The 15,770-nt window shown below is 31.5% G+C and carries 16 protein-coding genes; 4 read left to right on the top strand and 12 right to left on the bottom strand.

All coding sequences use genetic code 11. The features are described from left to right. Positions 1-9 precede the first annotated feature (9 nt). The 3 genes from OIU80_RS06565 to OIU80_RS06555 all read right to left on the bottom strand — a co-directional run bounded on the left by OIU80_RS06565 (position 10) and on the right by OIU80_RS06555 (position 1,974). Entirely contained in the window at positions 10-474 is a 465-nt protein-coding gene (locus OIU80_RS06565) for a DUF2752 domain-containing protein (RefSeq protein ID WP_264286245.1), read from the bottom strand. Next, entirely contained in the window at positions 449-826 is a 378-nt protein-coding gene (locus OIU80_RS06560) for a DUF4234 domain-containing protein (protein ID WP_264286244.1), read from the bottom strand. The genes OIU80_RS06565 and OIU80_RS06560 overlap by 26 nt, the downstream gene beginning before the upstream one ends. A gap of 203 nt (positions 827-1,029) precedes the next feature. Further along, positions 1,030-1,974, bottom strand: a complete 945-nt coding sequence (locus tag OIU80_RS06555) for a 2-hydroxyacid dehydrogenase (protein WP_264286243.1) — start codon at positions 1,972-1,974, stop codon at positions 1,030-1,032. A gap of 169 nt (positions 1,975-2,143) precedes the next feature. Here OIU80_RS06555 and nhaA point away from each other — a divergent pair, with 169 nt between their 5' ends. Continuing rightward, on the top strand, positions 2,144-3,295 hold the full coding sequence (nhaA, locus tag OIU80_RS06550; protein WP_264286242.1) for a Na+/H+ antiporter NhaA: 1,152 nt from the start codon (positions 2,144-2,146) through the stop codon (positions 3,293-3,295). 60 nt (positions 3,296-3,355) lie between these two features. On the opposite strand, the gene proC is transcribed toward nhaA, so the two are convergent. The 9 genes from proC to OIU80_RS06500 all read right to left on the bottom strand — a co-directional run bounded on the left by proC (position 3,356) and on the right by OIU80_RS06500 (position 12,463). Next, positions 3,356-4,132, bottom strand: a complete 777-nt coding sequence (proC, locus tag OIU80_RS06545) for a pyrroline-5-carboxylate reductase (RefSeq protein WP_264286241.1) — start codon at positions 4,130-4,132, stop codon at positions 3,356-3,358. Between the two features lie 115 nt (positions 4,133-4,247). Then, a complete protein-coding gene (gene mgtE, locus OIU80_RS06540) occupies positions 4,248-5,654 on the bottom strand; it encodes a magnesium transporter (RefSeq protein WP_264286240.1) in 1,407 nt (468 codons plus the stop codon). Beyond that, positions 5,644-6,423: a 16S rRNA (adenine(1518)-N(6)/adenine(1519)-N(6))-dimethyltransferase RsmA gene (gene rsmA, locus OIU80_RS06535; protein ID WP_264286239.1), complete on the bottom strand. Its 780-nt coding sequence runs from the start codon at positions 6,421-6,423 to the stop codon at positions 5,644-5,646. The genes mgtE and rsmA overlap by 11 nt, the downstream gene beginning before the upstream one ends. A gap of 538 nt (positions 6,424-6,961) precedes the next feature. Continuing rightward, positions 6,962-7,273 carry a DUF4286 family protein gene (locus OIU80_RS06525; RefSeq protein WP_264286238.1) on the bottom strand — a complete coding sequence of 104 codons (312 nt, stop codon included), beginning with the start codon at positions 7,271-7,273 and terminating at the stop codon, positions 6,962-6,964. Positions 7,274-7,333: 60 nt separating this feature from the next. Beyond that, the gene (locus tag OIU80_RS06520) at positions 7,334-9,112 is read right to left on the bottom strand and encodes a tetratricopeptide repeat protein (protein WP_264286237.1); all 1,779 of its coding nucleotides are present in this window, start codon (positions 9,110-9,112) and stop codon (positions 7,334-7,336) included. Positions 9,113-9,229: 117 nt separating this feature from the next. Next, positions 9,230-10,501, bottom strand: coding sequence for a serine--tRNA ligase (gene serS / locus OIU80_RS06515; RefSeq protein WP_264286236.1), 1,272 nt, complete (start codon positions 10,499-10,501; stop codon positions 9,230-9,232). Between the two features lie 377 nt (positions 10,502-10,878). Next, the gene (locus OIU80_RS06510) at positions 10,879-11,418 is read right to left on the bottom strand and encodes a DMP19 family protein (protein WP_264286235.1); all 540 of its coding nucleotides are present in this window, start codon (positions 11,416-11,418) and stop codon (positions 10,879-10,881) included. A 204-nt stretch (positions 11,419-11,622) separates the two neighbouring features. After that, the gene (locus OIU80_RS06505; RefSeq protein WP_264286234.1) at positions 11,623-12,105 is read right to left on the bottom strand and encodes a hypothetical protein; all 483 of its coding nucleotides are present in this window, start codon (positions 12,103-12,105) and stop codon (positions 11,623-11,625) included. Positions 12,106-12,292: 187 nt separating this feature from the next. After that, positions 12,293-12,463, bottom strand: a complete 171-nt coding sequence (locus OIU80_RS06500; RefSeq protein ID WP_264286233.1) for a hypothetical protein — start codon at positions 12,461-12,463, stop codon at positions 12,293-12,295. A gap of 299 nt (positions 12,464-12,762) precedes the next feature. Here OIU80_RS06500 and OIU80_RS06495 point away from each other — a divergent pair, with 299 nt between their 5' ends. The 3 genes from OIU80_RS06495 (at position 12,763) to OIU80_RS06485 (ending at position 15,028) form a co-directional block, all read left to right on the top strand. After that, entirely contained in the window at positions 12,763-13,524 is a 762-nt protein-coding gene (locus OIU80_RS06495; protein ID WP_264286232.1) for an MBL fold metallo-hydrolase, read from the top strand. Between the two features lie 76 nt (positions 13,525-13,600). Next, positions 13,601-14,092, top strand: a complete 492-nt coding sequence (locus tag OIU80_RS06490; protein ID WP_264286231.1) for a hypothetical protein — start codon at positions 13,601-13,603, stop codon at positions 14,090-14,092. Positions 14,093-14,125: 33 nt separating this feature from the next. Continuing rightward, complete coding sequence (locus OIU80_RS06485; RefSeq protein WP_264286230.1) at positions 14,126-15,028, top strand: PhzF family phenazine biosynthesis protein; 903 nt, start codon at positions 14,126-14,128, stop codon at positions 15,026-15,028. The last annotated feature ends 742 nt before the right edge of the window (positions 15,029-15,770 follow it).

Raw genomic sequence — 15,770 nt, 5'->3', positions numbered from 1 at the left:
TTTTATGCCTTAAAACCAAATTGATTGATGCAATATATCATCAAAAGAATTGTTTTTTATGAAAAATATGATTCTTACAAAATGATAAACTGCTAGAAAAAAAGCCAATCTATATGCTAACTTTCTGTTGTATAAAAGTCCAGTGAAATATTCTTTTTTAGTAATTAATTCCGTTACCAATACGATAATAGTCACCCAACAAAAGGCAATCACAAAAGGTCCTAAAATATGATAACTAATTGACTTATATAAATCTCCCTGATAAAAATAAACCAATGATTTAGTAATTCCGCACCCAGGACAAGGAAAACCTGTGAGCATCTTAAAAGGACAAAATGACTGATCCGTTTCTAAATGATCATTGTGATTATTTAGCATTAAAAAAAACGGAATTATCAGTGTAATTACTGCACCGATAATTCCGTAAATTTTACGTTTTGCTCTGCTATTATTTGTATAATCTGTTGATATCACCTTGTACAATCATTGCTGCCGCGATAGGGAAAAATAACCCTAAAAGAATTAATAAAGTCGATTGGTCTTTTTGAAGCTCACCAGTTTTTTCATAAACCTTAGGTAATGCGTCTTTTCCTGCTAGATAATAAAAATAAATATTAACTGGCATACAACAACCTGCAAAAATTGCAATAGGCTGTGATATAACCTCTTTCTCCGAAACTGCATTAAAAACCTCTGCTACTTTTATATTCCAATAAATTAAATATAATCCACAAGTCAAAATTCCGAAAAGTAATACCATAATTGGATCAACTTTAAATACAGGGATTGGGTCATTAAAATTATTTGATGTTTTTTCTAATTCCATTTTTTTATTATTGATTTTGTTAATTCCTACTCTTTGAATTTTCGGTTACTCCTTGATTTAAAAAAAACTATTTAGATTAATTCTTTCTAAAAATCAGGAGCAATATTATTAAAAATTAACAAATAAAGCTAATTATTACTAGAGTATTTACAAGAAAAAACTCGTTATTAAATTCGAAAAACAAAACTCACCAAGTGTGTTATCTACAAACAAACCGCTTTAATTTTATCGACAATTACTTGCGCTAATCGTTCATGACTTTCAAATGTCCAACCCGCAATATGTGGAGTTAAAATCACTTTTCTTCCATCTAATAAATACTGAAAGGCTTCTGGTGTATTTTTATCCTGAAAAAGTGTTTCAAAAGATAATTTCTCATATTCCAAAACATCCAAACCAGCTCCAAGTACTTTCCCTGATTCCATTGCCGCTACCAAATCAGCAGTAACAATATTTTTACCTCTTGAAGTATTAATGATCCATATTGGTTTTTTGAATGCGTTGATAAATTTTGCATCTACCATCTTATCCGTTTCTGGAGTCCACGGAATATGTAAACTCAACACATCAGTTTTCTCTTGAAGTACTTTTAGCGAAACTTGTTTAGCATTTTCATCCCCAACATTATCCTTAATGTCATAGCACAAAACCTCTACATCAAAACCTCTTAATTTTTTCGCAAATGCTTTACCCATATTCCCGTAACCAATAATCCCTACTGTTTTCCCATCAAGTTCATGACCACGGTTACTTTCTCTATTCCATTGTCCCGAACGTATTTCGCTATCGGCAAGATTCAGTTTATTAAAAAGAGAAAGAATCATTCCTAATGTATGTTCGGCAACTGCATTACGGTTTCCTTCAGGAGCAGCAATGAGTTCAATATCTTTAGAGAGCGCATAATCGCAATCGATGCTTTCTAGTCCTGCTCCAACTCGTGCTATAAATTTTAAATTTGTTGCTTTATCTATAAATTGTTTATCAATCTTAAAACGACTTCTAATTACAATTCCTTGATAATCCTGAATTTTTGCTTCAATTTCTTCTTTAGTTGAAGTAAAATCAGCATGATTTTCAAATCCTGCTTCTTCTAATTGTTTCCAAAGAATGGGATGATTGCTATCGATATGTAAAACTTTAATTGGCATGAAATTATAACTTAAATTAGACTAACAAAGTAACAAAAAAAATATGGGTTATACCGTTTATCTACTAAATTGCCAATACTAAAACTCCTCTAAAAACCAATATTTCCTGTTTTATTGGTTATATTTTTTTAACTTTGAAAATAATGCATTTTCAACCTTATTCCAAAAAATGAAATTAACAAAAACATTTAAGGCCTTTTTTCAAAGTGAAAAATCTGGAGGGCTCCTCTTACTTTTCGTAACTATTCTTTCTCTTTTTCTAGCCAACTCAATATTCCAAACTGATTATATTGCTTTTTGGGAAACCAACATTGGACATCATTCAATAACACATTGGATAAATGATGGTTTGATGACCATCTTTTTTCTTTTAATAGGATTAGAATTAGAACGCGAAATTTATCAAGGTGAATTAACCAGTATAAAAAATGCTTCTTTACCCATTTTTGGCGCTTTAGGTGGAATGCTAATTCCTGCTGGAATATTTTTATTATTGAATTTTGGAACTGCTACTCAAAACGGAGCAGGAATTCCTATGGCTACCGACATTGCTTTCGCAATTGGAATTTTATCTCTTTTAGGAAATAAAGTACCTTCTTCTCTTAAAGTCTTTCTTACTGCTCTTGCTGTAATCGACGATTTAGGCGCTATTATAGTTATTGCATTATTTTATACTACAAGTATATCTTTTCTAAATCTAGCTCTTGCTTTTGCTGTTTTAGGCGTATTATTTATTTTTAACCGAATGAAAATTCACAATCTCTTTATTTATTTAATAGGTGGAGTTATCATGTGGTATTTTATGCTTAATTCTGGAGTTCACGCCACTATAACAGGTGTTTTATTAGCTTTTGTAATTCCGTTTGGAGATGGAGGTAAGAAAACTTCTTCTTATAAACTACAGCACTTTTTACACAAACCTGTTGCATTTTTTATCTTACCACTATTTGCATTGGCCAATACTTGTATTGCCATTAACTCTGACTGGCACGAAGGTTTAAGTCATCCTAATACATTAGGAATCATTCTAGGTTTAGTAGTTGGAAAACCATTAGGAATAGCTCTATTTACTTTCTTAGGTGTTACATTAGGAGTCTGCACATTACCAAAAGAGCTTAAGTGGTCGTATGTTATAGGTGCAGGAATGCTAGGAGGAATTGGGTTCACGATGTCTATTTTTATAACCTTACTAGCTTTTAATGAACCCGAAGTAATTACTTTTTCTAAAATAGCTATTTTACTTGCTTCTTTTATGGCAGGACTATTAGGTTTCATCTACTTAAAATTTTCTCTTTCAAAGAAAAAAATCAAACATACTTAAAACAAAAAAGGACTTTCAGTTTAAACCGAAAGTCCTTTTTTTATAAGTCTTATTTTAAAATTATCCCTTAATTTGTTTTAAAGAAGTTTTAATTCCTTTTATTAGTGATGAACTAAAGCCGTTGTGTTCCATTTCATTCAAACCAACGATTGTACAGCCTTGTGGCGTAGTCACTCTATCTATTAACTGTTCTGGATGTACTTTTTCTTCAAGTAACATTTTAGCAGCTCCTTTTACAGTTTGCGCCGCTATTGCTAATGCTGTTTGAGAATCAAATCCTATTTCGATACCCGCTTGCATCGAAGCACGAATATATCGTAATGCATACGCTGTACCACAAGCTCCTAAAACAGTTGCAGCATCCATTAATTTTTCGTCAATAATTGGTGCTGTACCTAAATCCTCAAATAAAGTTACAACTGGTAACGCTTGTGCTTTATCTTTTTCGCTAAATGAAATACATGTAGCCGATTCTCCAAATTGCGCTGCAATATTGGGCATGATTCGAACCACATGATGCTCTTGATTGGTTTTATCCTGAAGTACATCTATCGCTAAACCACTTACTGCCGAAGCTATTGTTTTGTTAGAAATTACAGGTAGAATTTCGGCCAAAACCGTATCAACCTGATAGGGTTTTATAGTCAAAATAATAAGATCTGCTTCTTGTATTTTGTGTTTATTATCAGATGAAACTGTAATGTCTAATTCTTGTAAATACAAAATACTAGCTGTATTTCTTCTGGTAATCGTAACCTGATTGTTCTTTGAAAATTTTGCAATTCCTAAGGCTATAGAAACCCCAAGGTTTCCTCCTCCTATTATGTGTACTTTCATTCTAGTCGTAATTTATAGTTTTTTGGTTGTTTTTGGTTTAATAGTTTGAGTCTTAAAAAGACTCTAAAAGCATAAAATATAGTGGTTAATTATATTTAGTTTTATGCCTTATTTTTTATAATAACCTGCCTTTTAATAATATGGATGCAATTGTAAAATAAATAACTAATCCTGTTACATCGACTAATGTTGCTACAAATGGCGCCGATGAAGTTGCTGGATCTAGTTTAAGTTTCTTTAACATAAATGGTATCATAGAACCCGAAAGCGTTCCCCATAACACAATAAATAATAATGAAAAAGAAACAGTTAGTGCAACAAAAAACCAATGGATTCCATATTCATACAATCCTGTTTTTTGCCATATCATAATTCTTACAAAGCCTACAATTCCTAATATAGAACCCAATAAAAATCCTGATGCGATTTCTTTTTTCATTACATACCACCAGTCTTTTAGCGTTAATTCTTTTAACGCCATGGCACGAATAATAAGTGTTGCAGCTTGTGAACCCGAATTACCTCCACTAGAAATAATCAAGGGGACAAATAATGCTAAAACTACAGCTTTCTCTATTTCTCCTTCAAAAAAGCCCATTGCAGATGCAGTAAACATTTCTCCAATAAACAAAACCACCAGCCAGGTAGCTCTTTTTTTGACCATTTCAAAAAGAGTCGTTTCTACATACGGTAATTCAAGCGCTTCCAAACCCCCAAATTTCTGAATGTCCTCTGTGTCTCTTTTTTCTATTTCATCTCTTATGACATCAATAACATCATCAATTGTAATGCGACCTACCAAGCGTCCCAGTTCATCTACAACAGGAATTGCCTCTAAGTCATATTTTTCCATGATACGTCCTACTTCAACATCAGGAGTTTCTACATCTACATAATGTAATTTTTTAATATAAACTTCACTAACTGGAGTTCGTGTAGAAGTAGTTAATAAATCTTTAAGCGACAAACGTCCTTTTAATCTATCTTCATCATCAACTACATAAATAGAATGCACTCTTGAAATATTCTCTGCCTGAATTCGCATTTCTTTCACACAAGTAAGTACATTCCAATTTTCATTGACTTTTACTAACTCTTTGTGCATGATTCCTCCTGCAGTATTCTCGGCGTAACGTAATAAATCGACAATGCCCTTGGCATGTTCTACGTCCTGAAGCTCAGATATTACTTCGGCTTTTCTATCTTTCGATAATTCACCAATAATATCGGCAGCATCATTTGTTTCTAATTCATCAAGCTCCTCGGCAATCTCTTTTGGCGAAAGCCTGCTTAATATATTTTCACGCAAATCATCTTCTAACTCTAGAAGAATTTCGGCGGTTTTTTCGCTATCTAATACTTTAAATATGTAAGTTGCTTTATCAAAATCCAATTCATCCAGGATTTCGGCAATATCAGCATGGTGAATATCATTCAATAAAACTTCCAATTGCTTGTCGTTTTTACTTTGAATGAGACTTTCTAATTCTTGTATTAGACCTTTGCTGATTTTAAACTCCATCGGCTTCTATTTTCTGAGTTAATGCTATAAATTCTGCCACGTTTAGTTGTTCCGGACGCAAATCAAAGATAGTGTCTTCTCTTAACTTGTCTGATAAATTTAATGTTTTCAAACTGTTACGTAACGTTTTTCTACGCTGTTGGAAAGCTGTTTTTACAACTGTAAAGAATAACTTTTCGCCACAAGGCAAACTGTAATCTTCTTTTCGGGTCATTTTCATAACACCCGATTTTACTTTGGGAGGCGGAATAAATACATTCTCATCTACTGTAAACAAATACTCAGTATCATAAAAAGCCTGTGCTAAAACCGAAAGTATTCCGTAAGCTTTTGACCCTTTCTTTTCACAAATACGTTGCGCTACCTCTTTTTGAAACATTCCCGAAAACTCCGGAATCTGATCGCGATATTCTAATGTTTTAAAAACAATTTGAGTCGAAATATTGTACGGAAAATTACCAATTATAGCAAATTGTTTCTTTTCAAAAACTTCATTTATATCATACTTCAAAAAATCCTTTGAAATAATTTTACCTTTTAATTTTGGATAATTCTCATCTAGATAAGTTACCGATTCAGTATCAATTTCGATAACATAGGTATTGATTGGCTTTTCTAACAAATATTTTGTTAGCACACCCATTCCTGGTCCAATTTCCAGAACCTCTTCATATCCTTTTAAACTTAACGTATCTGCGATTGCCTTAGCGATGCTTTCATCTTTCAGAAAATGCTGTCCGAGATGTTTTTTGGCTTTTACTTTTTCCATTTGTTTTAGATTATCAGATTGTTAGATTATTGAGTTTTTCGAAATATCAATCCACCCAAATATCAAATAATCTATTTTTTATTAATTTCTAGAAGTTACTGAATATTTAGCAAATCCTTAGCTCTATTGGCTTTAATTTTACTTATAATCAAATCTTCTAAAGACAGAACATTCCATCTTAAAAATGTTTTGTCATTTACAGTTACTTCCTCACTGTCATTGTAAGCTTCATCAAAAATTTTATTTCCCTAAAATAGGTTACGGAACTAGTCAATCTTTTGATCCCACAATTTTAACATCCTACTTTGATTTTATAACAATCCGAAAATTATCTTTATTCTTAACAGGAAACTTGCTCACACGCTCCATCAAACGAAAAAAACTATATAGCCTTTCGGTTTTAGACAACTTCAAGAAATCTTATTGTTGTTGTTTATTACTTTCTTCTTTTGTTTGAAATCTAATTTCCATTTTTATATTTTCAGATTATTAGATTTTTCGAAATATCGATCCATCTAAAAATTGAATACCGTATTAATTAATGCTCTGAGATAAACTCTAATTCTGTTCTAAAAGAAAGCATCTTATCTGCAAATAATCGCAATGCTTCCTGACTAAAAGCGGGTTCATCTTCAAGATAATATTTTTCTAAGGTTTCCTTACTATCGGTTACATATTGAACAGAGTAAGTAGTTCCCCCCATTTCTTCATCTACTAAAACTTTTACGATTCTTGCCGATGAAAATTTTCCTGTTGCTAAAATTTCAGGAATATGTTTTTGTTGCATCCAATTTAACCATTGGTCATGCACACTTTCATGTATGTTTGTAGTAATGTTGTAAATAATCATTTTTATCTGTTTAATCGTTTTTTCGATTAATTGGTTAAACGAATAACCAATTAAACTTAGCTATAAATTAGTATCGCCTCTTAATTCCCTATATCTCTTTCTGGCATCTACAAAATAAATACTGTCCTGATGATTAAAAATTACTTTTTCGTATAAGGCCTTTGCCTTTTCAAAATCCTGTAATTTCTTATTATAAATCTCTGCCGAAAAGAACAAAGCTTCATCAATATAAATTCCGTCACTATGCTGATCGATAATCAATTGATATTGGCTTATCGCCGAATTATAATCGCCTAAATCTTCGTAAATCTGTCCTAATCGCAGCAAAGTTACGGCTTCTATTTCTTGTCCTTTAAAAGTTTTTAATATATTTTGAAATTGTACTATTGCATCTTGGTTTCTATTTTGAAATATAAGGTAGTCCGCCTTAGCAAATTGCTTCAAAGCCGTTTGTGTAGAATCGGCAACCGTATTATCATTTATCAATAAAAAATACTCTAAGGCATCATTTGCAATTAACTGCGTACTAGCTGATTTAAGCTCTTTAAACTGTTTTAAAGCCCAAACAAAATCAGTTTTAAAATAGCTTGTTTTGGCCGCTTTTAAACTTGCTTCATGTGCCATAACATCATTTTTCAAGTCCAATTCTATTTGTGAGTAATACAATAACGCCTGATTAAATTTTTCTTCAAAAAGCAAAATATCCGCTAATTCCATTTTAGCTTGTGCTTGTTGATAGCCATTAAGTTGCAATTCGAGTGCTTTTTTCACAATCGCTTTAGCTTCCTCCGATTTTTTTAAATCAAAAGCCAAAAAATGAGCTTGAATTAATTGCAAAGATAAAGTAAAAGGACTTACACCATAAGTTGTTAGCAGTCCTTGAAGCTCCGTGTTAATTGTTGGATATTCTTTTTCAGTAGCCTTATCGATTTTTATTTTATACAAATAGGTATTTGCCTGTACAAGTAAATCCAAGTCTTTTGTATTCTCTAAAACGAAAGCTAAAATCTCTTGCGCAGCTTCTGGATCGTCATCATCAATAGCAAACTGAGCCAAATTAACAATGCTTGAAAGCGATTCGGGATCACGTTTATAAATCGCTTTTTCCTGAATAAAAGCTTTTCCAAATTCTTTTCGTTGCACATAAAACCAACTCAAATAACGATTCCAAAAAACATCTTGTTCTTTTTGAGTCCTTAAAATAAGGGATTTTCGCAATGCATCATTAAATGTTGTATCGGCTTCATCAGCCATAAATCTCGATAACTGACTCTGAATAAGTGGTGTGTTTTGCTGATTGGTATACGACTCTGTCAACAATGTTTCAATCATCATATCAGTCTTACCCATTTGCCCGTACAACAAACCAATCTGAAAATTAAAATTAAAACTAGGTTGAATTTTGGTTGCTTGCTGATACGCTTTTAGAGCATATTCTAATAATACTTTTTTCTCAAAAGAATTGGCAATTCCAAAAACTTCATTAGGGTTGGTCAAAATCTTATCTAAAGCCTGATCGTAGTAAGTTTTGGCTTTAGCATCATTTTTTTGCAATTGAAAATTATACCCCAATTCTATTAAAATAGTACCTTGTTTGTACTTATTAAAACGGTTTTGGATAATTTTATCAGCTACATCAAACTGCTGTAATTGCTGATAGCAGTCAATTGCTCTATAAAAATATTGTGTATTCGAAGGATTATTATCCAACAACTCCTGATAACTGATTTTTGCTTTTTCAAAATCACCTTTATCATAATAATATTGCGCTAATTGCTCATTTTGGGCTAACGCAAATAGCGAGAATGATAAAGTAATAAATAGAAAGAGCTTTTTCATCTTCGTTTTTATTTGTAGTATGTAATCGCAGTAACAGTATTCAGTCACAGTTTTCGGTCACCATCTGGAAACTAAAAACTGCAACTGGTACTAAATACTATAACTGAATACTAAATATTAATCTATAATATCAAACCCACAGTATGGACGTAATACTTCTGGAATTACGATTCCTTCTGGCGTTTGGTAGTTTTCAAGAATTCCAGCAAGAACTCTTGGTAATGCCAATGAACTTCCGTTTAACGTATGAGCCAATTGATTCTTTCCATCTTTATCTTTAAAACGTAATTTCAAACGATTTGCCTGAAAAGTTTCAAAATTAGATACTGAACTAATTTCTAACCAACGATCTTGCGCTGTAGAAAAAACTTCAAAATCATATGTTAATGCTGCTGTAAAACCCATGTCGCCGCCACACAGACGTAAAATTCGGTATGGTAATTTTAATTCTTGCAGAATATTTTTCACATGCTCCACCATTCCATCAAGCGCTTTATATGAATTATCTGGATGTTCAACACGTACAATTTCGACTTTGTCAAATTGGTGTAAACGATTTAACCCACGTACGTGCGCCCCATAAGAACCTGCTTCACGACGGAAACAAGGTGTATAGGCAGTATATAAAACTGGTAATTCACTTTCACTTAAAATAACATCACGAAATAAATTCGTTACAGGAACTTCGGCAGTTGGGATTAAATATAAATCATCAATCGTCGAGTGATACATTTGCCCTTCTTTGTCTGGCAATTGACCTGTTCCATAACCTGAAGCTTCATTTACCAAATGCGGCACTTGTACTTCATTATATCCAGCAGCAGTATTTTTATCTAAAAAATAATTGATTAAGGCACGTTGTAATCTGGCTCCTTTTCCTTTGTAAACAGGAAATCCAGCTCCAGCAATTTTTACACCTAGCTCAAAATCGATAATATCATATTTCTTTACCAAATCCCAATGCGGTTGTGCACCTTCATGCAACACTGGAATTTCACCTTCTTCGAAAACATTCAAATTCTCTTCTGGAGTTTTTCCTGCTGGTACAATATCAGCTGGAAGATTTGGTAATGTATATAGCTTTTGAGTTAATTCATGTGCCAAAACTTCAGCTTTATCAGCTAAGTCTTTACTTTTCTCTTTTAATACAACTGTTTTTTCTTTTAAGATTGCAGCTTTAGATTTTTCGCCCGCCTTCATCAATTCGCCAATATCTTTGGATAATTTATTAGATTCAGACAAAATGTTATCTAACTCAACTTGAGTTGAACGACGTTTTTCATCTAGTTGCACCACTTCTTCAACAGCGCTTTTGGCATCGATATTTCGTTTTGCCAAAGCTGCGATTACTTTTTCCTGATTCTCTCTAATAAATGCGATTTGTAACATAGCTTAAATTTTGTAACTATTGTATTTTTATATATTAAGGAAGCAAATTTAAGGAAATGTTTGCTAAGAATTAGACAAAGTTTGTAGCTAAAGGTAAATTCTTATTTGTAAGAAGAAATTATTACATAACATTGTGCCAAAGCTATTTCGCAAAGTTGCGCTAAGACCACACAAAGAGACGCAAAAGTTTAATTAAATATAGACAAATATAATCAAAGTATCATATCGTTTATCCCTAATATAGTTCTTATTACTTTATAACATCATTATTCCCAAATCCCTCTTTCTTCTTTCTTCTTTCTTCTTTCATCTCTCCTCTCACAAACTTCATTTCACACAAACCCAAACCTTTGAGTCTTTGCTTCTCAGAACTTTCCTTAAGCCCTTTTAATCTCATGCCCCACAAACTCCTCCAAAGCAGCAAACATATCATCTACTGAAAGAACTTCTAAATCTGGATGTGATTTTAAAAAATTAGCATTCAGGGTAACAAGATTTTCATCTATTTCGTAAAAAGTATCATTGTTAAGCAAATCTCTTATTGGGTTCACACCTTCTAGTTTACCTTTCAAGAATTTATTGAGTTTTACACTACTCATTAATTTTACTTTTTTGCTTTGTTGTTGAAATAGCTCCAAATGTTTTTCGGCACCAAGTAATGCCAAACCTTCTTCTATTAATTCATTTAATTCCGTATTCCAACTCGAATTATATACAAATTGAGCAAAATTCCCTTCTGTATATTGTGCGGCATAATAATCTAAATAATAACTCATTAAAGCATCTTCATGAATCAGGTCATCATCAATTTTTTCTTCGCGCATTAAGTTAATTACCGAAATATTTGAGTGAATCACATCTTGAAGATTTTCACTATTCATTGCCGTTTCAGAAATTATTATTCTACCAAATTCCATATCCTTTATGTTTAAAAAGTTTGGTGCAAATTTCGGGTAAAAAATGGAGAAAAGAAACGCTTTTTATTTTAATCACAAATTGTATCAATTTATTAAGGTTCCTTTACAAAAACTACATCAAAATATAAAGATCAGAAAGTATTTATATATAAAAACCGCAGTAAGCTTATACTCACTACGGTTAAAATTTATTTATTTAATTATTTAAAATCTATAGAAATTAAAACTACCATCAGTTACAGTAAATGCTGTTCCTTCATTTGTCCCAGAAAAATTAAATGTTCCTTGAATTTTTTTACTATCAATAGCAGTAATAGTAATGGTTCCTGATGTTACTTTAGCATTACCGATTTCAGGTAAAAATTTAAATTCTACTTGATAAGTTGTATTGAGACTTTGTAAATCATAAACAATAGGATGACTTCCTGCTGTAGCGTTTAAAGGCATCCATAACGAAACACTTTTATATGTATCATCAATACCTTGAAAGCCCATTAAGTTCATTGCATCCGAAGTCACTAATCCAGGATCAAAAGAATAAGAAGCTCCTTTATATTTAAATTTAATGAAATTTTCTGTCGTTTCAATCTCATCCTCGTCAGAAGAGTCATTGTTACTACATGAGAAAGACATTGTTAAAGCAAAAATAGCAAAAGCAAAAAAGGTAATTTTTTTTAAAATTTTCATCTGATTGGGTTAAGTTAATTTAACCGCTAAAATATATTTTTTTAACTACTAAACAGAAATTAAATTATATATTTTGATAATTTTTTCATTTTTAAACACTAAACACACCTTAACATCATCAATCTTATTAACTTCTATACTTAGAGATTGTTAAGTGTTCATTCTAGCAAAAAAAATACAATAGGATTTATTTAGTATCCAATTCGTTACTATTCCCTTTCTGATTCATTTTTGCAACTAAAGCTTTTAAACGTAATGCTTTTTCCTTTTTCTCCTCCTGAAGTTTAGACTTTTTCCGGTTTAGCAATTTGGTATGTAAAGCCTTGTTTTTGGTGTTTTTCTCAGGTCCTTTTGCCATGATTTACTTTTCTTAAATTTGCGTTTACAAATATAAGAAACTGAATGCGAATATTTTTGCGGGCGTGTCCCTCCGTAAACTTCAGGTCGGGCTATTCGCTGCAAGTCCTCACACTTCCTTCGTCAGGCTGCGGGCTATCCGCTACTATCCCTCACGCAACTTATATTTACAAAAAGCATAAATTTGTGAGAATAATAAACCAATTAAAAAAACACTATTTTAGCATAACTAGAAAAGTTATCATATAATAAACAATTACATTAAGTGACTATCCACCACTAATACTACAATAAAAAATCATGAAAAAAATATATCATTTAAACTGTGTAAAAATTGTTTCACCAGTAAATGACAATGTTTGCGGACATTGCCTTCTAATTAAAGAGGACGATAAACTCATTTTAATAGATACAGGCATTGGACTTTTAGACATCCAAAAACCATTAGAAAGAATAGGACAAGACCTCATAAATATGGTTGGTTATAATTTTAACGAAAATCAAACCGCCATTAGACAAATTGAAAAATTAGGCCTCGATCCTAAAAAAGTTACCGATTGCATTATTTCACATTTGGATAATGATCATATTGGTGGGCTTGCCGACTTTCCTAATGCAACAGTTCATGTGGGAATTGAAGAATACGAAAGCTATAATTCAGGAAATCCAAGATATTTAAAAGCGCCATTATCCCATAACCCAACAATCAAGACATACAATAAATCCGATTACAATTGGTTCGGATTTGAAGCGAGAAAAGTAGCTACAAATGCCGAAACAGAAATTTTCCTTATTCCACTTTTTGGACATACCTTAGGACATTGTGGAGTAGCTTTAAAAAAAGAAGGCAAATGGATATTTTATATTGCAGATGCTTATTATATGAGGATAGAACTCAACGACAATAAGCATCCTGTAAACCAGTTAGCCAGAATGAGAGCCGAAGACAATGAGTTAAGATTAAACTCATTAGATAAAATCAGAACTTTAATAAATGAACACCCAGAAATTGAAATTTTTGGATATCATGATATTGAAGAATTTAAACCTTACGAGAAATAACCTTTGTAAATAGCTATTAATTCAACAAAATGGATCGTAAAAAACATTAAATAAATACTAAACTGAAAAATAATAATTGAATAAGGAAAAAATTAATCGCAATTCACAATTTGAAAAAGCTTTTTCATATCTCAAAAAATTTGGAGACATAGCACCTAGTGCAAAGAAAACGTATGAATTACTAAAAGAATTGAGTCTAGAAACTAGCAATGTACAATCAGATATTTTAATTTCTGAACTCAATAAAATTCAATATGCTTCTAACACAAATAGTTTTTTTTATTTCTATTTTCCAATGGTCAGTCATATTCTATATTATAAACCTGAATACGAAAAAGACATATTAAAATACTTAATAGGTCCAAATTTCGCAAATAGAACATCGAAGGTTAATGACATGATTCCATTAATTATAGGAGCAATGAATTTTAAGCTTAATGAAAATGAATACTACTTGTCTAAAGAAAGTCAATTTTGGATTATAAATGAGGTCCCAAAATTAGAAAAACAAATTCAACGCGAAATAGAAGTTTGTTGGAAAGAATTAGACGAATATGAAAGTCAATAGATTATTTGACAAAAACTCATTAAAAAGATAGATATGAAAGAAAGAATAGCATTAGAATACTATGTTTTGGATGTGTTTTCCAATACAAGTTACAAAGGAAATCCTTTGTCTGTCGTTTTTACTGATGGTGATTTAGAATTAGAAGTTTACCAAAATATTGCAAAGGAATTTGGATACTCTGAAACATCTTTTGTTTATTACTCTACAAAAGAAAAAGCGCTTAATGTTCGTTCGTTTACACCTATGGGTTTTGAAATAGATGGAGCAGGTCACAACTTATTAGGAGCTGTTAGTGGTGCATTATTAAAAAAATTACCAATATTCGCTGAACAAGATGAAAACAATCGTTTTGTAATTATGAAACATTCACCAATACGATTAACCGCAAGTTTTGATTCTGTGACACAATATCCAATTGTACAAATGCATCAAAAACAAGCTGTTGTTAAACATCAAATTCCTACTTATAAGATAGCGATAGCACTCGGTTTAAAAATTGAGGATTTAGAAGTTAATATGTTAGTTCCAACGGTAGTTCAAACAGAAGTTGCACACGTAATGGTTCCTATTAGAAATAGCCAATTACTCAACGACTGTACTCCAGATAGCAAACTCCTAATCGAAATTTCAAAAGAGCATCAATTTGAAGGCTTTTATTGTTTTACTATTACTGATAAAAACCAGGACAATATTGTTGAAGCCCGATTTTTCAACCCAATAATCGGAATAGAAGAAGATGCCGCTACAGGAACTGCTGCAGGGCCTCTAATCGGTTTTTTGACAAAAAACAAGTATACACAACCCAATACAGAATATAAGATTCTACAAGGCGTAAAATTAAATCAATCTTCAATAATTGAAGTAATGAGTAGAGAAAATGATATTTTAGTTGGCGGATCTTCGGCTATAACAATGCGTGGAGAACTTTACATTTAGATACTACAATAAACCAAATTAGATTACTTAGTAATTCTTTTCTACAACTACAAATAGCCATCACATGGAAATTATAATAAAAGTAATAACATTTATATCAACAATAGCTTTAGTCGCTTTACCGATTCTGGTATTAAATAAAATATATAAACGAAATACTAAAAACATTTTCATCGTATATCTACTCACTGCCCTCATAACAACATTTATTTTGATTTTAATTGTAGGATGATGGGTAAACTTTTCAAATGATTTTCTACTTTCTCATTATGGATATAATTTTGATGCAATGAATGACATGGAAAGATTTAGAAATGTAACCATTGAAAATTTAGATAAAGTAAAAGAATTAGAAACAAACATGTTGGGAGTTGGTTGGTCACTTAAGGCTTTTATGTTTTTTCTAATTTTCTCTCCATATCTACTAATTGTATATATCTTCTCCTATTTTTATAGAAGAAATAGTAGCCGTGTTAAATAATACCTTTTTAACTATACCTACAAGAATTACCACAACTCATTACTATCAAGATAAGATTTAAGTATTTTAATCAATACATACCTATTCTGTTTTAATTCAAGAGGGCATCTTAGCCATTATATTTCGTGAATTTAGATATGAGATTCTTTTAATGAGTTATTTAAAATAGTTTCTCAAAAAGACATCCAAGACATGAAGTCAGAGTTTTTTTGGATCAATACATATTGTTGTGGGTAAATATTAAAATCTAGATATTTGTGC

This window comes from Flavobacterium frigoritolerans (genome assembly GCF_025847275.1).
GTDB classification, from domain to species: domain Bacteria; phylum Bacteroidota; class Bacteroidia; order Flavobacteriales; family Flavobacteriaceae; genus Flavobacterium; species Flavobacterium frigoritolerans.
The sequence above is the reverse complement of the archived record's forward strand: the minus strand, read 5'-3'. Positions and strand labels throughout refer to the sequence as shown.